A 21,820-nucleotide genomic window follows, 5' to 3' on the forward strand; every position below is an offset into this window, starting at 1 on the left:
ATTTTTTATGTGAAAAATGCATATCGACTTGCGACAACTTCGTCACTTCATCGCCCTAACTGAGCAACGCAGCTTTGTTGCCGGCGCGCAGGCGGTGAACCTGTCGCAGTCGGCGTTCAGCCGCAGCATTCAGGCGCTGGAACACAGCGTCGGCTGTCAGTTGGTTGATCGCGGGCGCAAGGAATTGCCGCCGACCAAACAGGGCCAGGTGCTGCTTGAGCACGCGCGGCGGCTGGTCAGTGGCGCGCAGCAAATGGCCAACGAGATCAGCCAGTTCAATGGGCTGGAGGCGGGGGAACTGCGCTTCGGTTGCGGGCCGGCGCCAGCGGCGGGTTTGATCCCGCGCGCGATTGGCAGCTTCATCGGGCGTTATCCAAAAGCGCGCGTTCAGTTCCAGGTCGATGACTGGCAGAGTTTGAGCAAACGCTTACTGAGCGAAGAGTTTGAATTCTTCGTTGCTGATACTCGGCATTTTGAAGCCGATCCGGATTACCTGACGCACCGGTTGCGGCCGCGCAAGTGGCATTTCTGCTGCCGCGCGGGGCATCCGTTGGCGGCTTTTGATCGAATCACTGCTGAGCAATTGATGAGCTATCCGCTGGCGGTGAGCATTCGGCCGCCGAACTTGCGCAAGGTGATTGTCGATCTCAGCGGGCGGCCGGATTTCACCCCGAATGTGGAGTGTGAAAACAGCTCCAGCCTACTGAGTGTGGTGTTGCGTTCGGAGGCGATCGGGATTGTTGGCGCCTATTCGGATGCACTGCATCAGGCCAAGGGTGAACTGGTGTGTTTGCGCATTGAAGGGTTGGCGGATGATCTTGAGGAGTTGTATACGCGCTATGGGATCGTCAGCCGCGCGGGGTATCGGTTGTCGCCGCTGGCGGAGGCGATGATTGAGCAGATCAAGGCGATTGATGCGGTGGATGAGGAGGTGTGTTCACTGGACGGACTCGCTGTCTGATCGACCGCTATCGCGAGCAGGCTCACTCCTACATTAGAAATGCATTCCCCTGTAGGAGTGAGCCTGCTCGCGATAGCGGCTGCCCGGGCACCAATGCACTCCCTGCATAAACCCCATTCCCCAAATGCACTTGCCGAACACCCCCACCGAAAGCGAAAACCCTCGCCTGTCCCACTGACCGGTGAACCCCATGCCCACCCCGCCAAACCCCGTGCGCAATGTGCTGTACATCATGTGCGATCAACTGCGCCGCGATTACCTGTCCTGCTACGGCCACCCGCATTTGCACACACCGAACATCGATCGCCTGGCCGCCGCCGGCGTACGTTTCAGCCGCGCGTACACCCAAGGCACGATTTGCGGCCCGTCGCGAATGTCGGCCTACACCGGGCGCTACGTCAGCAGCCATCAGGTGGCGTGGAACGCCGTGCCGTTGCCACTGGAAGAATTGACCATCGGCGATTACCTGCGCCCGCACGGCATCCGTACTGCATTGGTCGGCAAGACCCACGCAACGGCGAACGTGGATGCCTTGCAGCGGCTGGCGATCAATCCCGATAGCCAACAAGCGGAAATCCTCAACGAAGTCGGCTTCGAACCGTACATGCGCCACGACGGTATCTATCCCGACGATCCGCTGTTCGCCGACAAACGCGAATCCGCGCCCTACACCCATTATCTGCGCGAGCAGGGTTTCGACGGCAAAAACCCCTGGCACGACTGGGCCAATGCCGCCGAAGGCGAAAACGGTGAAATCCTCAGTGGCTGGCAAATGCGTCATGCGAATTTGCCAGCACGAATTCCCGAGCAACACTCAGAGACTGTCTACACTACAAATCGAGCCATCGACTTCATCGCCGAGCAAGGTGAGAAATCCTGGTGTTTACACCTTTCCTATATCAAACCGCACTGGCCTTACATCGTACCAGCTCCATACCACGCCTTGTACAGTACGAAATCGATTCTCGAAGCGGTCCGCGCGGCGCCCTCAGAAGCCAGCAAACACCCCGTATACACTGCCTTTCGCCAGCACGAGGAAAGCCTCAACTTCTCCCGCGATTCAGTACGATTGACTGTAATTCCCACCTACATGGGCTTGATCAAGCAAGTGGATGATCAGCTCGGGCGTCTGTTCGACTTTTTGCAAAGCAACGGCCGTTGGGACGACACACTGATCGTGTTCACCAGCGATCACGGCGACTTCCTCGGCGATCATTGGCTCGGTGAGAAGGAGTTCTTGCTGGAGCAGGCGGTGGGTGTGCCGTTGATCGTGCGTGACCCTCGGGCGGCGGCGGATCTCACGCGCGGAACGGTGGACCATCGGCTGGCGGAAACCATCGATGCGTTGCCGACCTTCCTTGAAGCGCTGGGATTACCGGATGCGGCGCATCGACTGGAAGGGCGCTCTTTGATCCCGCTTCTTCATGGCGAAAACCCGGACTGGCGCCGCTATGCGATCAGCGAATACGACTACGCCTTTCAGGCACCGGCGCGAGAGCGACTGGGTCAGCCGATCGACCGTTGCCGCATGACCATGGTGCGCAGCGAGCGCTGGAAATACCTGGCGTACGACGGCTTTCGGCCGCAGTTGTTTGATCTGCTCAATGACCCGCAGGAGCTGCATGATTTGGGTGATGACCCGGAATTCGCAGCGGTGCGCGAGGAGCATGCGGGGTATTTGTTCGAGTGGGTGCGGGGGTTGAAACGACGCACGACGATCAGTCATCAGGAGATAGATTTGCGTGGGCAGCGGTTTCGTTACGGTGAGCCGGAAACCGAGAAGGTCGTGCAGATCGGCGTTTGGTGATTCCAGTAGGAACTGCGGCACGCTGCGATCTTTTGATCCTGACCTTTGAAATCAAAAGATCGCAGCCTCGTTTCACTCGACAGCTCCTACAGGTGCCAAGTCCGGTCAGACGCCGACGATATCTGCGCCTTTGATGGTTTGACTGCGCTGCCCGTTTGCACCCACCGGCACTTCACCTTTGAGTGTCACCCGACGCACCACCCGATCCTGAGTGCCGTAATCATCAATCGCGTAATGCTGCGTCGAGCGGTTATCCCAGATCGCCACATCACCCGCCTGCCAGCGCCAGCGCACGGTGTTTTCCTGGCGAATCACATGGCTCTGCAGCAAGCCGAACAGGTGCGCCGAATCTGCCTGCGAATAACCCTTGATGCGTTTGACGAAATGCCCGAGCAACAAGCTCTTCTCGCCACTGATCGGGTGCACACGCACCACCGGGTGCTCGGTCTCGTAGACGGTCGAGGTGAAGACCTTGCGATAGAGCTCAAGCTTCTCCGCCGAGACGTCAGGCTTGGCGCTGGCGTAGTCGTATTCGTTGCTGTGCACGGCGATCAGTTTATCGGCCAGTTCACGCAGCTCGCTCGGCAGGCCGTTGTACGCCGTCGCGGTGTTGGCCCACAGGGTGTCGCCACCGAATGCCGGGGCCACCACCGAACGCAGGATCGAGGCTTTCGGGTAGGCATCGACGAAGGTCACGTCAGTGTGCCAAGAGTTGGCGCGCTGACCTTCAGCGCCGTCCAGTTCGAGCAGATAGCGCGTGCCTTCACGCGACGGCACGGTCGGGTGCGCCACAGGTTCGCCGAGCAGATGGGCGAAGGCTTCCTGACGCTGATCGTCGAGCTGGGTCTGTTCGCGGAAGAACACCACCTTGTATTGAATCAGAGCCTGCTGGATGGCTTCGACGGTGGCGGCGTCCAGCTCACCGGACAAGTGCACGCCACGAATCTCGGCGCCGATACGACCGGCCACCGGGTGAATTTCCAGCGCGTGGACAGCGGGTTTTACAGCGAGTGCGGCATTGCTCATGGGTAGACCCTCATCGACTGCTTACGGTTGGACGGCAGCGAAACAACGCTCTATCTATATTCCATTTACATCTAATAGATATTCACATGCTTCGTTGACGGAATAAGAGCTTGCATTTAAAACCTCTAGCAACCCTCGTCGCAAATGCCTTCGAGCTATTTTTAGGATGCCGGAAAAGCATATGGATCTTCGCCAGTTGCGTTACTTCATCGCCCTCAACGAACACCGCAGTTTTGTCCGTGCGGCGGACGCGATGGGCATCACTCAACCGGCGTTCAGCCGCAGTATTCAAGGGCTGGAGCAAGAATTCGGCTGCGTGCTGGTGGATCGCGGCAACAAGGATTTACGCCCCACCCCCGAAGGCCAAGTGGTGCTGCAACACGCCCTGAGCCTGGTACAAGGCGCGGCGATGCTCAGCGCGGAAGTGACGCAGATGACCAAGCTCGATGCCGGCGAAGTGCACTTCGGCTGCGGCCCGGCGCCGGCGGTGAAACTGGTGCCGGATGCAGTGGCGCAATTCATCAATGCGCACCCGAAAGTGCGCACCTGTTTTCAAGTGGATAACTGGGAAAAACTCAGCCGCGCGCTGAGCCGTGAAGAGATCGAATTCTTCATCGCCGACATCCGCCATTTCGAGGCGGATCCGAACTTTCAGACTCAAGCCCTGACACCGAAACGCGGAGTGTTTTTTTGCCGTCCGGGGCATCCGTTGTTGGCCAAGGAAAGCCTGTCGACCAACGACATGTTCGACTACCCGCTGGCGACCACGCGGATCCCGCCGGGCATTCGTAAATTGCTGGCGAACCTCAGTGGACGCATCGATTTTTCCCCGACCATCGAGACCGAGCATTTTCCGGCGCTGGTGAAAGTGGTGCTGCAATCGAATGCGATTGGCGTCGGTACGGAAGAGGCGTTTGTCGAGGACATTGCCAAGGGTTCGCTGGTGCTGCTGCACTGGCGCAATTTGCCGCAGAACCTGGAGAGCATGAATGCGCGTTGCGGGATTGTCAGCCGTACCGGGTTTCGACTGTCGCCGGCGGCGCGGGCGATGATTGAGACGCTGGTGGCGGTGGATCGAGAGGAACATCGCGTCGCTGTTTAAAGAGGATCGTTCCCACGCTCTGCGTGGGAATGTAGCCCGGGACGCTCCGCGTCCCAAAGCGGACGCAGAGCGTCCATTGATGCGTTCCCACGCAGAGCGTGGGAACGATCGGTTCCCCTGTAGGAGCTGCCGCAGGCTGCGATCTTTGTTTTTAAAGCTTCGCCGCGGCCAACTCCGGCGCCACCCATTCATTAACCTTGAACGGCTTGCGAATCAGTCTCTGCTGCGCCGCCAGATCGACCTTGTCCTGCAAGCTATCCAGGAACGCCGGATCCAGCGTCGACGGGAATACTTCGCTCAGTTTCTGATCTTTCAGATCTTCAGTGAGAATCACCGGCGGATAACTCGCCAGCCCCGACACCAATTGCACATAGGCGTCCTTGTTGCTGTCCTGCGTTAGCCACTCCACTGCCTGCTGCTGCGCCTTCAACAACTTCGCCACTGCCTCCGGATGCGCATCGACAAACTTGCCGGTGCCAACCAGTACCGACTGCACACTGCCAGCACCACCGAGATCCTTGGTGTTCAACGGCAACTCGGCGAGGCCCTTGGTCTGCAACGCCGCCAACCCGGAACTGCCCCACGATGCATCAATCTGTTTGGCCGCCAGCGCTGCGGTCGCGCCGGTGAAGTCGAGGTTAATGACCTTCAGATCTTTCTCGCTCAAGCCCTGACTGGCCAGCGCCGCGTCAAACGACAGTTGCGTCGCAGTACCCCGGAAGATCGCCACGCGCTTGCCCTTCAGATCCTGCAGGGTCTTGATCCCCGAGCCAGGCACTACGCCCAGATACTGCTTCACCCCACGCGCACTCGCGCTGAGCAACCGGGTATCGAGACCATTGGACTTGCCGATGATCGCCGCCAGATCGCCCAGATACGCCAGATCCACCTGGCCATTGGCGAACGCCTCATTGATCACCGGTCCGGCGCCTTTGAAGAAACTCCACTGAATCTTGATGCCCTGATCGGCGAAGGCCTTTTCGAAGATCTGCTGATCGCGCAATACGTCGACCACACCGCCACCGCTGTGCTGAGTGCCGGCACTCAGGTCGGGCACGGCGATCCTGATTTCCTTGAGTTCGTCGGCGTGAACGGTGAACGCCAGCAGGCCCGCCAGTGCAGGAACGGCAAACAGACTGAAAACACGTTTGAAGGGAAGGTTCATGGGTGCTGCTCCTTGATCACGACAGGCGTTGAGGAGCCGAAAGTAGGCTGAATGCACACCTTCACTTAAATACTATAAATGCACATTTTTATAGCTTTTAAAGCTAAGCAAGCAAAAGCGGGGCTTGCAGCGGCGTATGCATTAACAGCATGGAAAATATTCTCCGAATGCATTGGATGCGTGTGGTCTGGAGGCCTTAAATGGCCTCGCTTATCTCTTAAAAGAATCTATATCGATATTGTTATAACTATTTGTTTTTAGCTAATACCGCTAAAGATCGCAGCCTGCGGCAGCTCCTACAGGGGCGACGCAATCCCATGCAGGAGCTGCCGCAGGCTGCGATCTTTGATCTTGACTCGATCTCGATCCAACCCGACAACGGAGGTCACCCATGGCCCGTCAATCCCTGCTCAGTTTGCCGCTGCCGGCGCCACCGCTGAAAAGCCAAGGCATTTCGCCAACCATCAACCAACGCCTGTTGCCGTGGCTGCTGCCCATCGGCCTGTTCGTTTTGTGGTGGCTGGCAGCGCGCAACCAATGGATGAGCGAGCAGATCCTGCCCGCGCCATCACTGGTGTGGAACAGCGCCGTCGAACTGGCGCATGGCGAGTTGTGGAGCCATTTGTGGATCAGTCTGCAGCGATTGTTCTGGGGCTTGCTCGCAGGGGTTTGCGCCGGTGCGTTACTCGGTGCGGCGCTGGGTTTCAGTCGCCGTCTGGAACGTTTGATTTTCCCGACCTTCGCCGGTCTGGCGCAGGTGCCGACGCTGGCGTGGATCCCGCTGTTCATGGTGTTTTTCGGCATCGGCGAAGTGTTGAAACTGGTGGTGCTGATCAAAGCCATCGTCGTCCCCGTGACCCTGCACACACTGGTTGGCGTGCGCGACGCACAGCCGAAACTGCGCGAGGCTGCCGCCGTCTTGCGCCTGCCGCCGCATCTGCTGATTCGTCGATTGGTCTTGCCCGCCGCCCTTCCCGCGTTCATGGCCGGCGTGCGTCTGGCGCTGGCAGCCGGCTGGACGTCGTTGCTGGCGGTCGAGTTGCTCGCTTCCAGCGAAGGCATTGGTTACCTGATGGTCTGGGCGCGCCAGCTGTTCATGCTCGACATCGTCTTCGTGTGCATCGTGGTCATCGGTGTGATCGGCGTGGCGATGGATCGCGGCATCGGGCTGCTGGACCGCAAACTGGTGCACTGGCCACATCCCGCCACTGCCGAGATTCGGCGAGGCCCGCGCTATCAAGGCTGGCAGCGCCTGCAACCGTGGTTGTTGCCGCTGGGCTTGCTGGCGTTGTGGCAACTGGCGAACGATCAGCAGTGGGTCGATAACAACATTCTGGTCAGCCCGCTGGCCGTGTTGATCACTGCTTGGGACGGTTTGCTTGACGGCACGTTGATCAGTGGCATGGCGCTAAGCCTCGGTCGCACCCTCGGTGGTTTGCTGCTGGGTGGCGGGTTCGGTTTCGCCCTCGGCTTGCTGCTGGGGCTGTCGCGCACCAGTGAACGCCTGCTCGGTCCGACCCTCGCCGCCATCCGCCAGATCGCGATTTTCGCCTGGGTGCCGTTGCTCACCGCCTGGTTCGGTCTGGGTGAATTGGCGAAGTGGGTGTTCGTCGCCCTCGCCGCGTTCTTCCCGCTGTTCATCGCCACGCAACGCAGCGTCGCCAATCTCTCACCGCAACTGAACGAAGCCGCGCAAGTCTTGCGCCTCAGCCTCGGCCAGCGCTTGCGTCGCCTGGTGCTGCCGGGCGCCGCGCCGGGGATTTTCGCCGGCCTCAGGCTGAGTCTGATCTACGCCTGGCTCGGCACCATCGGCGCTGAATATTTCATGCCGTCGAATGGCGGCATCGGCAGCCAGATGATCGGCGCACAACAACTGCTGCGCATGGATCTGATCATGGCCGGCATGCTCTTCGTCGGCCTCACCGGCGCCCTGCTCAACCTCATTGGCCAACGCCTGGAAATTCGCGCGACCCGCTGGAGACACGCATGAACGCACCGATTGTCAGCTTCAACCACGTAGGCAAATCCTTCGACGTCGACGGTTTCGAACTGGAGGCGATTCGTGAATTCAATCTGGACATCGCCGAGGGCGAATTCGTCGCCATCGTCGGCTCCAGCGGCTGCGGCAAATCGACGTTATTACGCTTGCTCGTGGGCCTCGATACGCAATTTCGTGGGCAGATCACTGTTGACGGCAAAGCTGTCAGCGGCATCGGCGGCGAACGCGGCATTGTCTTTCAGGAACACCGTTTATTCCCGTGGCTGACCGTCGCCGACAACATTGGCCTGGGTCTGGTCAACGAGCCGTTGAGCGCTGCGCAAAAGCAAAAACGCATCGACGATTTCATTGATCTGGTCGGTCTGCGCGACTTCACTCGCGCCTATCCGCACCAGCTCTCCGGCGGCATGGCGCAACGTGTGGCGATCGCTCGCGGTCTGGTCGCCAGCCCACGAATTCTGCTGCTCGATGAACCCTTTGGCGCGCTCGACGCACTGACACGCCAGCAAATGCAGGACGAACTGTTGGCGATCCGCGCCCGCGCGAAGATCACCACGATCCTCGTCACCCACGACGTCGAAGAAGCGATCTTCCTCGCCGACCGCGTGGTGGTGATGGAGCCGCGTCCGGGGCGGATCAAGCAAGTGGTCGACATCGCCCTGCCCCATCCGCGCCAGCGCAGCAGTTTCGACTTCCATCAGTTGCGTGAAGAGCTGCTGCACGAACTGACCAGTGACGACCATTACCAACCGAGCGTGCCGGTGCAGATTCGTGATCTGCCGCTGACGTTCATTGCCTGCTGAACAGGAGTTTTGCGATGCCGCAACGTCCCAATTTTCTGGTGATTCTGGCCGACGATCTCGGCTTCTCCGACATCGGTGCGTTCGGCGGCGAAATCGCCACGCCGCACCTTGATGCCCTGGCCAACAACGGCCTGCGCCTCACCGATTTTCATACCGCACCGACCTGCTCGCCGACCCGCTCGATGTTGCTCACCGGTACCGACCACCACATCGCCGGCATCGGCACCATGGCCGAAACGCTGACCCCGGATCTGATCGGCAAGCCGGGTTACGAGGGCTACCTCAACGACCGCGTCGTCGCCTTGCCGGAACTGCTGCGCGAGGCCGGATACCAGACGTTGATGAGCGGCAAATGGCACTTGGGCCTGAAAGCCGAACTGGCGCCGCATGCGCGCGGTTTCGAGCGCTCGTTTTCGCTGCTGCCCGGCGCGGCCAACCACTACGGTTTCGAGCCGACCTACGATGAGCAAACCCCCGGCCTGCTGAAATCCACCCCGGCGCTGTACATCGAAGACGACACCTTCATCGACGAATTGCCAAAGGATTTCTATTCCTCCGATGCCTTTGGCGACAAGTTGCTGCAATACCTCAAGGAACGTGACCAGACCCGGCCGTTCTTCGCTTACTTGCCATTCTCCGCGCCGCACTGGCCGTTGCAGGCACCCGCCGATATCGTCGAGAAATACCGTGGCCGCTATGACGCTGGCCCGGAAGTGTTGCGCCTGGAACGACTGGAAAAACTCAAAGAACTCGGCCTGATCGAGCCGGACGTTGAGCCGCATCCGCTGATTCAGTTGACCCAGCAATGGGACGCGCTGAGCGCGGAGCAAAAACAGATCTCCGCACGGGCGATGGAGGTCTATGCAGCGATGGTCGAGCGCATGGACTGGAACATCGGCCGGGTGGTCGATTATCTGCGCCAGCAAGGGCAGCTCGACAACACGTTCATCCTGTTCATGTCCGACAACGGTGCCGAAGGCGCGCTGCTGGAAGCGTTCCCCAAGTTCGGCCCGGAACTGGTGACGTATCTCAGCCAGCACTACGACAACAGCCTCGACAACATTGGCCGGGCCAATTCCTACGTGTGGTACGGGCCGAACTGGGCGCAGGTAGCGACCGCGCCATCGCGGTTGTTCAAGGCGTTTACTACTGAGGGCGGGATTCGCGTGCCGGCGCTGCTGCACTATCCGCAGTTGGCGCTCAAAGGGCAGATCAGCCATGGCTTCGGCACAGTGATGGACATCACGCCGACGATTCTCGATCTGGCGGGCGTGCGTCATCCGGGCAAGCTCTGGCACGGCAAACCGGTGGCGCCGCTGCGTGGCAAATCGTGGCTGGGGTTCTTGTCGGGCGAGACCGCGCAGGTGCATGACGAACACACGGTGACGGGTTGGGAATTGTTTGGGCGAAGGGCGATTCGGCAGGGGTCGTGGAAAGCGGTGTGGATCCCGGGGCCGGTAGGACCGGCGACCTGGCAGCTTTATGATTTGAGCAGTGATCCGGGAGAGATTCATGACCTGGCGGTGAGCCAACCGGAGAAGCTCAGCGCGTTGATCGGGCATTGGCAGCAGTATGTCGAGGAGACCGGGGTGATTTTGAGTGAGTCGCCGTTTCAGCCGGATTGAAGGGGAAGATCAAAAGCCCCTCACCCTAACCCTCTCCCTGAGGGAGAGGGGACTGACCGAGGTGTCTTCCGTTAAATATCGACCTGTGAAAACGAGTCGATTATGGATTCAACGAAGCACTTTCACGTCGGCGTAACTCTTCAATATCCCCCAATCGGTTCCCTCTCCCTCCGGGAGAGGGCGAGGGTGAGGGCAACTCGTCAGGCCTCCACCGCCTCCCCAGCCACCGCGATTTCATCCCTGCGAACAAACCGGTTCGCCCGCCCAAACGTGCCGAAATCATTAAACCGCACGCCCATCTCGCGCATCACCTTATGCGCCACCGGCACGGTCATCTGGCGGATATAAAACGGCTCCTTCACCACAAAATGATGAATCCCGTGGCTGCTGCCAAAGTTGAAGCAGAACGCCTGCAACGGCCACAACCACCAGGGGTTCAGCACCTGACACTGCTGCAGCACGTTGCCCAGTTCAACGTCCCCGTAGTAATGCATGTTCGAGCTGATGAAGTGCAGGCAGAACGTACGCAACACGTTCGGGCCGATGATCACCACGGCAGCGATATCGATCACCTGCATCACCGACAACGTCGTCGCTGACCATTCAATCGGCGCGCCCAGCAGATACGCAACGCCATTGGCCGCATGGAAGCCCAGGAACACATACCAAGCGCCCCAATGCACCAGCGCCAGCGGCGCGTAGACCTTCAACGTGCGTTTGATGATGCTGGACTTGTGCGCCCAGGTCTTGGCTCGGAGCATGCGGATAAACGCCGACATCACGTTGTCGCCGACCATCAGCAACCGTGCAAAACCCCACGGCTCGCCGTTGGTGATCGCGCGCTCTTCCATGTCGGTTTCGGTGCCGGAGACCTTGTGGTGATTGAGGTGCAGATGCCGACGAATCCACGGATTGATCGTGCTCGGCCGCGCCAGCCACACCAGGCCCATCATCAAATTGTGCGGCACGCGTTGCTTGCGGAAATACATGCTGTGGATCAGGTCATGCTCCAGCTCATGGGTCAGCGAAGCGAAAAACGCATTGAGCAACAGGCACACCCACCACGCCATATGGCCGCTGATGTACAGCGCCGCCGAGCCGATCATCCCGATCAGGGCCAAGGCCAGAATCCCCGCGCCCAACGCGTCCTGATGCTTGAGAATCGGGTAGCGCTCGCGCAGTTCGACGCCTTTGGCCAGCACCACTTCGCGAATATGCGCTGATCGCTGGGCCGCATTGTGTCGCTGGAGACTTGCAGAAGTACCGTCCATGCTTCCATCCTCGGGTTTATGATGTTCGCATCGTGCCTCGCCAAGGCTTCACTTACGGTAGCCGAGAACGCCAACCTGTTGACCGGAAGCGCCAATCAGCATGAAGGAACCGACCTCCCTCGCCAGCTGGACCCGTGCCTTGCGCAAGCAACTCGACGCGCTGGGACTGGACAGCATTGCCCTGTGCCAACAGGCCGGGCTCGATCCGCAGTTGATGGACGACCCCAACGCGCGCTATCCACTGTCCGGCACTACCCGCCTGTGGGAAATCGCCGTGCAGGTCAGCGGCGACCCGGCGATTGGTCTGCGGGTGTCGCGGTTCGTCAGCCCGACCACCTTTCATGCGCTCGGATATGCGCTGGTCGCCAGCGGCAGTTTGCGGGAAGTGTTTGAACGTATCGTGCGTTATCACCCGGTGGTCAGCGATGCGCTGGAACTGGAGCTGAGTCGTAGCGATGATCGCTATCAATTTCGTCTGAAAATTCCGTCAGGCAATCCGGCGCCGGCCTTCGAAGCCATCGATGCGTTCGCCGCAATCTATGTGCGCACCTGCCGCAATCGCCTCGGCCGCGATTACGCGCCGCTGGCCGTTTATCTGCGCCGCCCGGAGCCGGCCGACGCGCACCAATGGCACAAAGTCTTCCGCGCCCCGGTGCATTTCGGCTGTGCCGAGGATCGCCTGGAGTTCGCCCTCGCCGACTTCGACAGCCACCTCGACGACGCCAACCCGGAACTCGCCGAGCACAATGAAGCCGTGCTCAAACGCACGATGGCCCAGCTCAAACCGCTGACCTGGGAGCGCAAGGTGCGCGATGCCATTGAAGAACAATTGCCGGAAGGTGAGCCAAGTGCTGAACGGATTGCCCAGGCGCTGCACCTGAGTTTGCGCAGCTTGCAAAGGCATCTGGCGGATGAGGGTTGTCGCTTTGATACCTTATTGAACGAGAGCCGCGAGAATCTGGCGCTGCTGCACCTGCGCGATCCGCAGTGTTCGCTGAGTGAGGTGAGTTATCTGCTGGGGTTCGCTGATACCAGCAGCTTCAGCCGCGCGTTCAAGCGCTGGACGGGGATGACGCCGGGGCAGTTTCGGGATGGGTTGCGCTGATCGTCAGCCTTTAGCCAGACTTCGCTCCATACCGGACGACCATTGTTCGATCATGGCAGCCCCCATCTCGGCGAAAGCTGGATGAGTTGCGCTGTACTCCGCCATTTCGCCCATCGCCACCAGCATGCCGTTAGCAACTTGCAGCAGTAATTCACTGCAACGCGCCTCAGTCAGGTTGCAGACCGTCCGGCCAAAACGCACCAGCATTTTGTGCTTGGGCCAAGCCTTCGAGCCACCCAAGAGCAACGCCATGCTGTCGTGCTTTATGTAGACCGACGTGGTGATGATGTCGTATGCGGGCGCGAGTCTGATTGTCGATTTCTCGCCACAGTCTTCGTACAACACACCGAAGTTTTTTAGATGTGCATCGCCGTTTTTCAAGCCTGCGGACAAAGCCACAATTTTGAAAAATGCTTCCAGCGCCTGATTGAGCAATGCAGGCGAAACAAATGCTTTGATCTGCCGGGCCGCGCCTTCGTAAGAGCCGTCGTATTTGGCTTTCGAGGGCCAACCGTTGAGCACGCAAAAGTCCTCAAAACCGAGGTAGCCTGTAGCGCTCAGGTCAAAGCGCTCGATAACCAGAAACTTGCCATGTTCGCTCAGCTCAAACTGCGGCACCTCAAGCCCGCTGTGTTGCGCAGCACGCATGCAAAAGTATTCGTTGGTTGCCAACTGCGGATATTCATCGGCGCGAAAAGCTTTAACCAGATGAGTGGATCCCCGATGAGTCAGGCGATCAATCGCAGCCGCACTGTCACGCACCAGTACTTTGGGCTGCACTCCTGATACCCCGGAATACTGGCCATAGGTTTGCAACAGATCCTCGAACAAGTCTTGCGCACCATCGTGAACCAGCAGATCGGCAAGCGACGTTTCAGGCGGGCGATCCGTCATCGATGCGCCGGCAATGGATAATCGACCGAGCTGATAGGGGCCGACAATGGCCAGCAATGCAAAGTCATCGAAGCCGCGAACCGCTTTGCTGAAACGCCGGACCAGCTCATCACGAAGCGCGCCTTCGGGCAGGTTCATCTCGAAAACCGGATGAATGCCATGCTCCCAACCATAACTTTCCAACCGGGACGGCATTGTCAGTGACACGGCATTCTCAGCACTGGCTTCTTCGCGGTAATTGAAGACGCTGTCGACTCGATCTTGCCCGCGCGCCAACGTTCCCACCGCTTGTCCGCCGACACTGACGTTTAATCGATCCGATGACTCAGTCATGGAAGCTGACCTTTTGCAGCGTATCGAGTGTCGGGCGGCGAGCCTGCCGTGGAGCCGCAGTCAGCTCATAGCCAAACCCGTTGAGGATCGCTTCGACTTTGCGCAGGCCGATTTCCGCAATGGTGTTGTTTTCTATCCCCGAGATCGTCGCGCGGCTCATTCCGTATTGCTGAGCCAATGCCTGTTGGGTCATTTTGTTCGCCTTGCGCAGGGCTTTGATTAGTTCGCCTAGCTGTTCCATATGATTACCTGCATCAAATGCGGTGCAAAATTCGATATATGTATAGTTTGCATCGCATTTGATGCACTCACTGAACAAGATTAGCCTAGTTCCGAGTGATCACGAAGGAATCACTTGCTCAGCACAAACCCCAGCTCAAAAACAGTGCCGTCAGCATCACTGCTGACCCGAACCTGTCCCCCATGCAACTGCATGATCGACTGCACGATCGCCAAACCCAGCCCACCCGAATCCCCCGGCTCTGCTCGTGAAGGATCAACGCGGTAGAAGCGGTCGAACAGCTTGCCCAAATGCTCCGGCGCAATCGCCTGGCCATGGTTGTGAACCTGCAACCAGCACTCACCTGGCTCGTCGCGACGACGCAAACTGATTACCGATCCGCGATCAGCGTGACGCACAGCATTGGCCAACAGATTGCCGAGCGCCCGCTGCAACAGTTGCTGATCGGCAAACAATTCACCGAGCAGTCGATTGTCCAGCCGCAGATCGCGGTCATCGGCCAACGCTTCAAAATAATCACACAACTCGCTACCAACACTGTGCAAATCCAGCGTTTGCAGATTCAGCGCGCGCTCAGCCTGTTCTGCACGAGCGAGAAACATCAGGTTTTCCGCCATGCGCTTGAGCCGTTCAAACTCTTCCATATTCGAAGCCAGAACTTCCTGATACTCCGCCGTGCTGCGCGGATGATTCAGTGCCTGGCCGTTACTGGCGAGCAAGGTGTGCAACGGCGTGCGGATTTCGTGGGCGAGGTCCGCGGAGAACTGCGACAGGCGCTGCACGCTGTCGTCCAGCCGCGCCAGCATGCCGTTGAGCGCCTGCACCGGTTCGAGCAGTTCGGCAGGCGTGCCATTGGCGGGCAAGCGTTGATCGAGGCTGCGCAGATCGATGCCGCGCACCGCTTCGCTCAACTGCCGCAACGGTTGCAGGCCCCGGCGCAGCAACAGCAAGCCCAAGGCAAAAGCGAGCAACGCGCCCAGTCCCACCGACAGGTACAAGCGCATGCGATAGCTGCCGAGCATCTGCTCGCGCTCACTCAGCACTTTGCCGGCGATCACCGTCAGCGGCTCGCCGTTCGGCCCTTGCGCCGCGCCGGACAACAGCGCCAGTTCAGCACCGTCCGGCGCTTGCCACGTGAGTACATCGGAACGCTGTGGCGTGTGCTCGCGGGGGATGGCGTTCAGCGCAGGCAAATCGCGTTGACGGGGATTGATCGCGATCACGCTTGAACCGTCGGCACGCAGCACCAGCAGCAGACTGTCGAGATTGCCAAGCATGTTCTGATACAGCCGTGGTCGCGCCTGCAAGGCACCCAGGCTGTCGCTGTCGGCGAGCAAGGCGCGCACTTGCTCCAGTCGACCGAGCAACGCGAGGTCGTCGCGATAGGCGATTTCCGACGCGAGCGAACGGTAGAGAAATACGCCAATCGCGCTCAGCACCAACGCGCAGACCAGTGCGAACGCCAGCGCCAGGCGCCAGGCGATCGACCTAGAGCGCATCGTCGGGAGCTTCCAGCTGATAACCGACGCCGCGCACGGTGTGGATCAGTTTCGGCATGTACGGGTCATCGACTTTCGCGCGCAGACGTCGCACTGCTACTTCGACCATGTTGGTGTCGCTGTCGAAATTCAGGTTCCACACCTGCGAGGCGATCAACGTGCGCGACAGCACTTCGCCTTGGCGACTGGCGAGCAGTTGCAGCAGGGCGAACTCTTTATTGGTCAGGGAAATGCGCTGACCACCGCGACTGACGCGACGGCGCAGCACGTCGATTTCCAGATCGGCGATGCTGTACGACTCGGCTTCACGCATCGGCCCACGGCGCAGCAATGTGCGCACGCGCGCGAGCAGTTCGGCGAAGGCGAAGGGTTTCAGCAGATAGTCGTCGGCACCCAGTTCGAGGCCGCGTACGCGGTCTTCAATGGCGTCCTTGGCCGTCAGGAACAACACCGGCGTTGCGCTGCGCTGGCGGATCAGTTGCAGCAACTGCCAGCCGTTGAGGCCGGGGAGCATCACGTCGAGGATGATCAGGTCGTATTCCTGCTGCTCAATGAAGTAACGGCCATCGAGACCATTGAGCGCCACGTCCACGGCAAAACCCGACTCGCCCAGGCCTTTGGCGAGGAAATTCGCGGTTTTGGCTTCATCTTCTACGACCAGCAAACGCATGGCACACCTCGATTGACAGGCACACAGGCTAGGCGCCTTCGGCGGCGTTGCCCATTACAAACTTGTAATCAGACTGACGAGGTTCTGACGAAGACCGGCGATTAAGGTGGCGACCTTAGCTTTTGGAGCCTGCCCATGACCGTCAAATACCTTGTCGCCAGCCTCGCCTTCAGCCTCAGCGCCAGCGTGTTCGCAAGCCCTGAACTGCCGCGCCATGCCGACCTCGACCTGAAAACCGCGCAACTGCTGGCCAACACGGCAATGAGCAATTGCACCGGCACCGTGTCGGTGCTCGACCGTGGGGGCAACCTGCTGGTGACCTTGCGCGGCGACGGTGTCGGCCCGCACAACACTGCCGCCAGCCAGCGCAAGGCGTACACCGCGCTGTCGACGAAAACCGCGACCCGGTTGTTTGCCGAACGTGCTCGCAACAACCCGGAAACCGCCAACCTCAACACCCTCGACGAGTTGCTGTTGCTCGGTGGCGGAATTCCGCTGTTCGCCGCTGATGAGCTGGTTGGCGCCATGGGCGTGGCCGGTTCCGGCGGCGGCGAGCAAGACGAAAACTGTGCGCTCAAGGCTGCCGAAAAAACCGGTCTGGCCACCACCCGTTCCCAATAAGGAGATGCATCGATGAATACTTTGCGCATGACTTTCGCCGCGCTCGGCATGAGTGCTTTCTCAAGCCTGGCGCTGGCCGCTGGAAACCCCTTGAGCGTGCACGTGCTCAATCTGGAAAACGGCTTGCCGTCGCCGGGCATCGACGTGACGCTGGAGAAACACGTCGGCCAGAACTGGCAGCCGTTGGCTCAGGGCACAACCAATGAACAAGGGCGGATTGCCGAACTGTTCCCGGCCAGGCAGCCTTTTGAGGCGGGTGAATACCGCGTGGTGTTCAAGACCGGCGAGTACTTCAAGAAGATCAGGCACGACACGTTCTTCCCGGAGATCCCGGTGATTTTCGAGGTAAAACAGACGGATCAGCACTACCACATCCCGCTGCTGCTCAGCCCGTACGGCTTCTCGACCTATCGCGGTTCCTGAGCCCCACGCAAAACCCCTATGGGAACTGGCCCCTGTGGCGAGGGGATTTATCCCCGCTGGGGCGCGCAGCGGCCCTAAAAATGGGACTGCTGCGCAGTCCAACGGGGATAAATCCCCTCGCCACAGGGGCCAGTTCCAACAGGGGATCGGTGTGAGTTTTTAGATCGTGGCCAAGGCGCGTAAGCGCGTTGCGTCGAGGATTTCGATTTCGCCGTACCCGAGCCCGATAATCCCCTGCCCCTGAAAATCCTTGAGAATCTGGTTGGTGGTCTGCCGTGACAGCGACAGCATCGACGCCAGTTGCTCCTGCGGCAGTTGCAGCACCCGGCGCGGCGCATCGAGTTCGCCGTAGCCTTCGGCGATCATCAGCAAGCGATGGGCCAGACGTGCCGGCGCTGGCAGCAGGCTCAATTGTTCGAGGTTGATAAAGGTCAGGCGCAGTTTGTGGCTCATCAGCAGCGCCAGATGCCGCCAATACACCGGCTGTTCGTCGAGCAGTTTCAGCAGCGTCGCCTGCGGAATATTCAGCAGGGTGCACGGCCCGACGGCATAGGCGTCATGGGTGCGCGGCTGACCATCGAACAGACAGATTTCGCCAAACCAGTGCGGCGCCTCCACCAGGCTCAACAACGCCTCCTTGCCCTGCTCGCTGACCGCACCGATGCGCACGGCGCCATCAAGCACCGCGTACAAACCGCAAGGCGCATCGCCGCGCTGGAACAACCGTTGCCCCGCCGTCAGCCGCCGCTCCCGGGCCGCGGCCAGCAGACTATCCTGAAAGGACACCGGCAGATGACTGAACCACTGGCCGCTCATCAGCCGCGAACGCATTTGCATAAACACTCCTGGATTGTCGCCTGCCTGACAGAGCGAAACCTGATCCCGAGGGATGATGCAATCAACCCTACCGGAGGAACAACAATGAAAAGCCTCGTCGACCATCTCAGTCAATACGCCGCCTACCACCGCGATCCGCGCAACATCGCCAGCCACTTTATCGGTATTCCGCTGATCGTGGTGGCGGTGGCCGTGTTGTTGTCGCGGCCAGAATGGTTGCTGGGTGGATTTTGGATATCTCCAGCCGTTGTGTTGGCGCTGGCCTCGGCGTGGTTTTATCTGCGCCTGGAAGTGAAGTTGGGCGTACTGATGACGGTGCTGATGGGACTATCTGTTTGGGCCGGGCATGTTCTGGCGCAGCAGAGCACCATGGTCTGGCTGAGCAGCGGTGTGGCGATGTTTGTGATCGGCTGGGTGATCCAGTTTGTCGGGCATCACTATGAAGGACGCAAACCGGCGTTTGTCGATGATGTGTCGGGGCTGATTGTCGGGCCGCTGTTTGTCGTGGCCGAATTGGCGTTCATGCTCGGGATGCGGCATGAATTGAAAGAGCAGATCGAGGCGCGGGCGGGGGTGGTGCGGGTTAATCCGAATGGCAAAGCGGCGGCTTAGGCCGCTTGAAAGATCGCAGCCTGCGGCAGCTCCTACAGTGGATTTGGTCGATCACAAAATGTGTGACCAACCGAAACCACTGTAGGAGCTGCCGCAGGCTGCGATCTTTTGATCTTAGAGGCTGGCGACTTTCTGCCAGACCTTGGGCTTGAAGAACAGGGTCTCACCCTTGGCCAAGCCGATCAGACTGTCGTGATCCTTGACCACTTCGGCTTCGATCAAATCAGTCTGCCCTTCAACCTTCAACGTCACCCGCGTAGTCGCGCCCAACGGCCGAATATCACGCACCTCAGCCGCATGGTGATCCTCCAGCTCATGCTTGGACAACGACACCTCGTGCGGACGGAACAGCACGTGATTATCGTCGCTCAACAGCAGGCGATTCGAATCGCCGAGGAAGTGATAAACAAAATCGCTGGCCGGGTTTTCGTAGACATCGCCCGGTGAGCCGATCTGCTCGATCACGCCCTTGTTCATCACCACGATACGGTCAGCAACCTCCATCGCCTCTTCCTGGTCGTGGGTCACGAATACCGACGTCAGGTTGATGTCTTCATGCAACCGCGCCAGCCAGCGGCGCAGTTCTTTACGCACCTTGGCATCAAGGGCGCCGAACGGCTCATCCAGCAGCAACACCTTCGGCTCTACCGCCAAGGCGCGGGCCAGGGCGATGCGCTGACGCTGGCCACCGGACAACTGCTCCGGATAACGATCCGACAGCCAGTCCAGCTGCACCATGTTCAGCAGTTCGTGAACCTTGACCGCGATCTGGCTTTCGCTTGGGCGCTGGTTTTTCGGTTTCATGCGCAGGCCGAACGCGACGTTGTCGAACACGGTCATGTGGCGGAACAAGGCGTAGTGCTGGAACACGAAACCGACGTTGCGATCACGCACGTCGTGGCCGGAGACGTCTTCGCCGTGGAAGACGATTTTGCCCTGATCCGGGGTTTCCAGACCGGCGATAATCCGCAACAGCGTGGTCTTGCCGCAGCCCGATGGGCCGAGCAACGCGACCAGTTCACCGCTGTGAATGTCCAGGCTGATGTTGTCCAGCGCCTTGAACGCATTGAAATTCTTGCTGACGTTACGCACTTCGATCGACATGAATTATTCCTCCGCGGCGCTGGCGCGCAGGCGGTTGATACGGTTTTCGCTCCACTGCTTGAGCAGCAGGATGAAGAGCGCCAGGATCAGCAACAGGCTCGCCACGGCGAACGCGGCCACGTGGTTGTATTCGTTGTAGAGGATCTCGACGTGCAACGGCAAGGTGTTGGTCACCCCGCGAATGTGCCCGGAGACCACCGACACCGCACCGAATTCACCCATGGCCCGCGCGGTACACAGCACCACGCCATAGATCAGGCCCCACTTGATGTTCGGCACAGTGACATGCCAGAACATCTGCCAGCCGTTGGCACCGAGCAGGCGCGCGGCCTCCTCTTCCTGTGTGCCTTGTTCCTGCATCAGCGGAATCAGCTCGCGGGCCACGAACGGCACGGTGACGAAAATCGTCGCCAGCACGATGCCCGGCAGGGCGAAGACGATCTGGATGTCGTGATCCTGCAGCCACGGCCCGAACAGGCCCTGCGCACCGAACATCAGCACGTAGACCAGACCGGCGATCACCGGCGACACCGAGAACGGCAGGTCGATCAGCGTCACCAGCATGCTCTTGCCACGGAACGAGTACTTGCTCACGCACCATGCGGCGCTGACGCCGAACACCAGGTTCAGCGGCACCGAAATCAGTACGGCGAACACCGTGAGTTTCAGTGCCGACAGGGCATCCGGTTCAAAGATCGCGGTGAAGAAGGCACCGAGGCCGTTTTTCAAGCCTTGCGATACGACGATGAACAGCGGCAGCAGCAGAAACAGGAAGAAGACCAGCCAGCCAAGACCGATCAAGACTCTGCGCGAAGTGGCGCTGCCACGGCGTGCAGCGTTGGCCGAAGAGGCGGCCGCAATAGACGATTGGGACATGGTTCGCGCCTCCTTATGGGGTTTCGATGCGCCGCTGCAGCAAGTTGATCAGCAGCAACAGGACGAAGGAAACCACCAGCATCAGCACGCCGATGGCGGTAGCGCCGGTGTAATCGTATTGGTCGAGTTTGACCATGATCAGCAGCGGCAGGATCTCGGTTTTCATCGGCATGTTGCCGGCGATGAAAATCACCGAACCGTACTCGCCGACACCACGGGCAAAGGCCAAGGCAAAACCGGTGAGCCAGGCGGGCAGCAGCGCGGGGACGAGAATATGGCGGAACACCTGCAAAGGCTTCGCACCGAGGCACGCGGCGGCTTCTTCGACTTCACGGGGAATGTCGGCCAGCACCGGTTGCACCGTGCGCACCACGAACGGCAGCGTGACGAAGGTCAGCGCCAAAGTGATACCCAGTGGGGTGTAAGCGATTTTGAAACCGAGGTCTGCAGCGAACTGGCCGACCAGTCCGGCCGGCGCATACAGCGCGGTCAGCGCGATGCCGGCCACCGCTGTCGGCAGCGCGAACGGCAGATCGATCATCGCGTCGATCACCTTGCGCCCCGGGAAGGTGTAGCGCACCAGTACCCACGCCAGCAGTGTGCCGATGATGCCGTTGATGATCGCGGCGCATAGCGCGGTGCCGAAGCTCAGCTTCAATGCCGCCAGCACCCGTGGTGCGGAGATGATCGCCCAGAACTGATCCCAGGTGAGTTGGGCGGCGTGGACGAACATCGCCGCCAGGGGGATAAGCACAATCAGGCTGAGGTACACCAAGGTGTAACCCAGCGTCAGCCCGAAGCCGGGTATGACGGGGGAGATACGACGCGACATAAAAGTCCTTGGTT

At 59.8% G+C, this 21,820-nt stretch carries 21 protein-coding genes; 10 read left to right on the forward strand and 11 right to left on the reverse strand.

What is annotated here, in order from left to right:
• Positions 1-16: 16 nt before the first annotated feature.
• Positions 17-961 (forward strand): LysR family transcriptional regulator, encoded by a 945-nt coding sequence (locus QOL84_RS18280; RefSeq protein WP_283438093.1) that lies wholly within the window; start codon positions 17-19, stop codon positions 959-961.
• A 190-nt stretch (positions 962-1,151) separates the two neighbouring features.
• The gene (locus tag QOL84_RS18285; RefSeq protein WP_283438094.1) at positions 1,152-2,768 is read left to right on the forward strand and encodes an alkaline phosphatase family protein; all 1,617 of its coding nucleotides are present in this window, start codon (positions 1,152-1,154) and stop codon (positions 2,766-2,768) included.
• Positions 2,769-2,873: 105 nt separating this feature from the next.
• On the opposite strand, the gene QOL84_RS18290 is transcribed toward QOL84_RS18285, so the two are convergent.
• Positions 2,874-3,794: a TauD/TfdA dioxygenase family protein gene (locus QOL84_RS18290; RefSeq protein ID WP_283438095.1), complete on the reverse strand. Its 921-nt coding sequence runs from the start codon at positions 3,792-3,794 to the stop codon at positions 2,874-2,876.
• 181 nt (positions 3,795-3,975) lie between these two features.
• Between QOL84_RS18290 and QOL84_RS18295 the strand changes: the two genes are divergently transcribed.
• A complete protein-coding gene (locus QOL84_RS18295) occupies positions 3,976-4,896 on the forward strand; it encodes a LysR family transcriptional regulator (protein ID WP_053116485.1) in 921 nt (306 codons plus the stop codon).
• Positions 4,897-5,047: 151 nt separating this feature from the next.
• On the opposite strand, the gene QOL84_RS18300 is transcribed toward QOL84_RS18295, so the two are convergent.
• The gene (locus QOL84_RS18300) at positions 5,048-6,061 is read right to left on the reverse strand and encodes an ABC transporter substrate-binding protein (protein ID WP_283438096.1); all 1,014 of its coding nucleotides are present in this window, start codon (positions 6,059-6,061) and stop codon (positions 5,048-5,050) included.
• A gap of 391 nt (positions 6,062-6,452) precedes the next feature.
• Here QOL84_RS18300 and QOL84_RS18305 point away from each other — a divergent pair, with 391 nt between their 5' ends.
• From QOL84_RS18305 to QOL84_RS18315, 3 genes are read left to right on the forward strand one after another with little or no spacing between them, the layout of a single operon-like run.
• Entirely contained in the window at positions 6,453-8,051 is a 1,599-nt protein-coding gene (locus tag QOL84_RS18305) for an ABC transporter permease (protein WP_283438097.1), read from the forward strand.
• Positions 8,048-8,863: an ABC transporter ATP-binding protein gene (locus QOL84_RS18310; RefSeq protein WP_007917657.1), complete on the forward strand. Its 816-nt coding sequence runs from the start codon at positions 8,048-8,050 to the stop codon at positions 8,861-8,863. Before QOL84_RS18305 ends, QOL84_RS18310 begins: the two co-directional genes overlap by 4 nt.
• A 14-nt stretch (positions 8,864-8,877) precedes the next feature.
• The gene (locus QOL84_RS18315; protein ID WP_283438098.1) at positions 8,878-10,488 is read left to right on the forward strand and encodes an arylsulfatase; all 1,611 of its coding nucleotides are present in this window, start codon (positions 8,878-8,880) and stop codon (positions 10,486-10,488) included.
• Between the two features lie 200 nt (positions 10,489-10,688).
• Here the strand turns inward: QOL84_RS18315 and QOL84_RS18320 are convergent, their stop codons facing one another.
• Positions 10,689-11,759 (reverse strand): fatty acid desaturase, encoded by a 1,071-nt coding sequence (locus QOL84_RS18320; RefSeq protein ID WP_283438099.1) that lies wholly within the window; start codon positions 11,757-11,759, stop codon positions 10,689-10,691.
• Positions 11,760-11,859: 100 nt separating this feature from the next.
• Here QOL84_RS18320 and QOL84_RS18325 point away from each other — a divergent pair, with 100 nt between their 5' ends.
• On the forward strand, positions 11,860-12,864 hold the full coding sequence (locus QOL84_RS18325; protein WP_283438100.1) for an AraC family transcriptional regulator: 1,005 nt from the start codon (positions 11,860-11,862) through the stop codon (positions 12,862-12,864).
• 3 nt (positions 12,865-12,867) lie between these two features.
• On the opposite strand, the gene QOL84_RS18330 is transcribed toward QOL84_RS18325, so the two are convergent.
• From QOL84_RS18330 to QOL84_RS18345, 4 genes are all read right to left on the reverse strand, one after another.
• Positions 12,868-14,091 carry a type II toxin-antitoxin system HipA family toxin gene (locus QOL84_RS18330; protein ID WP_283438101.1) on the reverse strand — a complete coding sequence of 408 codons (1,224 nt, stop codon included), beginning with the start codon at positions 14,089-14,091 and terminating at the stop codon, positions 12,868-12,870.
• Entirely contained in the window at positions 14,084-14,332 is a 249-nt protein-coding gene (locus QOL84_RS18335) for a helix-turn-helix domain-containing protein (RefSeq protein WP_283438102.1), read from the reverse strand. The genes QOL84_RS18330 and QOL84_RS18335 overlap by 8 nt, the downstream gene beginning before the upstream one ends.
• Before the next feature lie 110 nt (positions 14,333-14,442).
• Positions 14,443-15,831, reverse strand: a complete 1,389-nt coding sequence (locus QOL84_RS18340) for a heavy metal sensor histidine kinase (RefSeq protein ID WP_283438103.1) — start codon at positions 15,829-15,831, stop codon at positions 14,443-14,445.
• Positions 15,821-16,501: a heavy metal response regulator transcription factor gene (locus QOL84_RS18345; protein ID WP_129387443.1), complete on the reverse strand. Its 681-nt coding sequence runs from the start codon at positions 16,499-16,501 to the stop codon at positions 15,821-15,823. Before QOL84_RS18345 ends, QOL84_RS18340 begins: the two co-directional genes overlap by 11 nt.
• Positions 16,502-16,636: 135 nt before the next feature.
• Here QOL84_RS18345 and QOL84_RS18350 point away from each other — a divergent pair, with 135 nt between their 5' ends.
• Positions 16,637-17,122: a GlcG/HbpS family heme-binding protein gene (locus tag QOL84_RS18350; protein WP_283438104.1), complete on the forward strand. Its 486-nt coding sequence runs from the start codon at positions 16,637-16,639 to the stop codon at positions 17,120-17,122.
• A 12-nt stretch (positions 17,123-17,134) separates the two neighbouring features.
• Positions 17,135-17,545, forward strand: a complete 411-nt coding sequence (gene uraH, locus QOL84_RS18355) for a hydroxyisourate hydrolase (RefSeq protein WP_283438105.1) — start codon at positions 17,135-17,137, stop codon at positions 17,543-17,545.
• A 159-nt stretch (positions 17,546-17,704) separates the two neighbouring features.
• Here the strand turns inward: uraH and QOL84_RS18360 are convergent, their stop codons facing one another.
• Positions 17,705-18,382, reverse strand: a complete 678-nt coding sequence (locus QOL84_RS18360; protein WP_283438106.1) for a Crp/Fnr family transcriptional regulator — start codon at positions 18,380-18,382, stop codon at positions 17,705-17,707.
• Between the two features lie 84 nt (positions 18,383-18,466).
• Here QOL84_RS18360 and QOL84_RS18365 point away from each other — a divergent pair, with 84 nt between their 5' ends.
• A complete protein-coding gene (locus tag QOL84_RS18365; protein ID WP_283438107.1) occupies positions 18,467-18,994 on the forward strand; it encodes an Mpo1 family 2-hydroxy fatty acid dioxygenase in 528 nt (175 codons plus the stop codon).
• A 114-nt stretch (positions 18,995-19,108) separates the two neighbouring features.
• Here QOL84_RS18365 and QOL84_RS18370 read toward each other — a convergent pair whose 3' ends face one another.
• The 3 genes from QOL84_RS18370 to cysT are packed head-to-tail and all read right to left on the reverse strand — an operon-like array spanning position 19,109 to position 21,806.
• On the reverse strand, positions 19,109-20,098 hold the full coding sequence (locus QOL84_RS18370) for a sulfate/molybdate ABC transporter ATP-binding protein (RefSeq protein WP_283438108.1): 990 nt from the start codon (positions 20,096-20,098) through the stop codon (positions 19,109-19,111).
• A 3-nt stretch (positions 20,099-20,101) separates the two neighbouring features.
• On the reverse strand, positions 20,102-20,974 hold the full coding sequence (gene cysW / locus QOL84_RS18375) for a sulfate ABC transporter permease subunit CysW (protein WP_108224225.1): 873 nt from the start codon (positions 20,972-20,974) through the stop codon (positions 20,102-20,104).
• A gap of 13 nt (positions 20,975-20,987) precedes the next feature.
• Entirely contained in the window at positions 20,988-21,806 is an 819-nt protein-coding gene (gene cysT / locus QOL84_RS18380) for a sulfate ABC transporter permease subunit CysT (protein WP_008080019.1), read from the reverse strand.
• Positions 21,807-21,820: the final 14 nt, after the last annotated feature.

Origin of the sequence: Pseudomonas helmanticensis (assembly GCF_900182985.1) — a bacterium.
Taxonomy (GTDB): domain Bacteria; phylum Pseudomonadota; class Gammaproteobacteria; order Pseudomonadales; family Pseudomonadaceae; genus Aquipseudomonas; species Aquipseudomonas helmanticensis.

What these genes read in the sequence shown, in the direction of transcription:
- cysT (WP_008080019.1), bottom strand. Translation starts at nt 21,806, where the DNA reads ATGTCGCGTCGTATCTCCCCCGTCATACCCGGCTTCGGGCTGACGCTG.
- QOL84_RS18305 (WP_283438097.1), top strand. Translation starts at nt 6,453, where the DNA reads ATGGCCCGTCAATCCCTGCTCAGTTTGCCGCTGCCGGCGCCACCGCTG.
- QOL84_RS18300 (WP_283438096.1), bottom strand. Translation starts at nt 6,061, where the DNA reads ATGAACCTTCCCTTCAAACGTGTTTTCAGTCTGTTTGCCGTTCCTGCA.
- QOL84_RS18315 (WP_283438098.1), top strand. Translation starts at nt 8,878, where the DNA reads ATGCCGCAACGTCCCAATTTTCTGGTGATTCTGGCCGACGATCTCGGC.
- uraH (WP_283438105.1), top strand. Translation starts at nt 17,135, where the DNA reads ATGAATACTTTGCGCATGACTTTCGCCGCGCTCGGCATGAGTGCTTTC.
- QOL84_RS18285 (WP_283438094.1), top strand. Translation starts at nt 1,152, where the DNA reads ATGCCCACCCCGCCAAACCCCGTGCGCAATGTGCTGTACATCATGTGC.
- QOL84_RS18290 (WP_283438095.1), bottom strand. Translation starts at nt 3,794, where the DNA reads ATGAGCAATGCCGCACTCGCTGTAAAACCCGCTGTCCACGCGCTGGAA.
- QOL84_RS18310 (WP_007917657.1), top strand. Translation starts at nt 8,048, where the DNA reads ATGAACGCACCGATTGTCAGCTTCAACCACGTAGGCAAATCCTTCGAC.
- QOL84_RS18325 (WP_283438100.1), top strand. Translation starts at nt 11,860, where the DNA reads ATGAAGGAACCGACCTCCCTCGCCAGCTGGACCCGTGCCTTGCGCAAG.
- QOL84_RS18320 (WP_283438099.1), bottom strand. Translation starts at nt 11,759, where the DNA reads ATGGACGGTACTTCTGCAAGTCTCCAGCGACACAATGCGGCCCAGCGA.
- cysW (WP_108224225.1), bottom strand. Translation starts at nt 20,974, where the DNA reads ATGTCCCAATCGTCTATTGCGGCCGCCTCTTCGGCCAACGCTGCACGC.
- QOL84_RS18335 (WP_283438102.1), bottom strand. Translation starts at nt 14,332, where the DNA reads ATGGAACAGCTAGGCGAACTAATCAAAGCCCTGCGCAAGGCGAACAAA.
- QOL84_RS18280 (WP_283438093.1), top strand. Translation starts at nt 17, where the DNA reads ATGCATATCGACTTGCGACAACTTCGTCACTTCATCGCCCTAACTGAG.
- QOL84_RS18370 (WP_283438108.1), bottom strand. Translation starts at nt 20,098, where the DNA reads ATGTCGATCGAAGTGCGTAACGTCAGCAAGAATTTCAATGCGTTCAAG.
- QOL84_RS18345 (WP_129387443.1), bottom strand. Translation starts at nt 16,501, where the DNA reads ATGCGTTTGCTGGTCGTAGAAGATGAAGCCAAAACCGCGAATTTCCTC.
- QOL84_RS18350 (WP_283438104.1), top strand. Translation starts at nt 16,637, where the DNA reads ATGACCGTCAAATACCTTGTCGCCAGCCTCGCCTTCAGCCTCAGCGCC.
- QOL84_RS18295 (WP_053116485.1), top strand. Translation starts at nt 3,976, where the DNA reads ATGGATCTTCGCCAGTTGCGTTACTTCATCGCCCTCAACGAACACCGC.
- QOL84_RS18340 (WP_283438103.1), bottom strand. Translation starts at nt 15,831, where the DNA reads ATGCGCTCTAGGTCGATCGCCTGGCGCCTGGCGCTGGCGTTCGCACTG.
- QOL84_RS18365 (WP_283438107.1), top strand. Translation starts at nt 18,467, where the DNA reads ATGAAAAGCCTCGTCGACCATCTCAGTCAATACGCCGCCTACCACCGC.
- QOL84_RS18360 (WP_283438106.1), bottom strand. Translation starts at nt 18,382, where the DNA reads ATGCAAATGCGTTCGCGGCTGATGAGCGGCCAGTGGTTCAGTCATCTG.
- QOL84_RS18330 (WP_283438101.1), bottom strand. Translation starts at nt 14,091, where the DNA reads ATGACTGAGTCATCGGATCGATTAAACGTCAGTGTCGGCGGACAAGCG.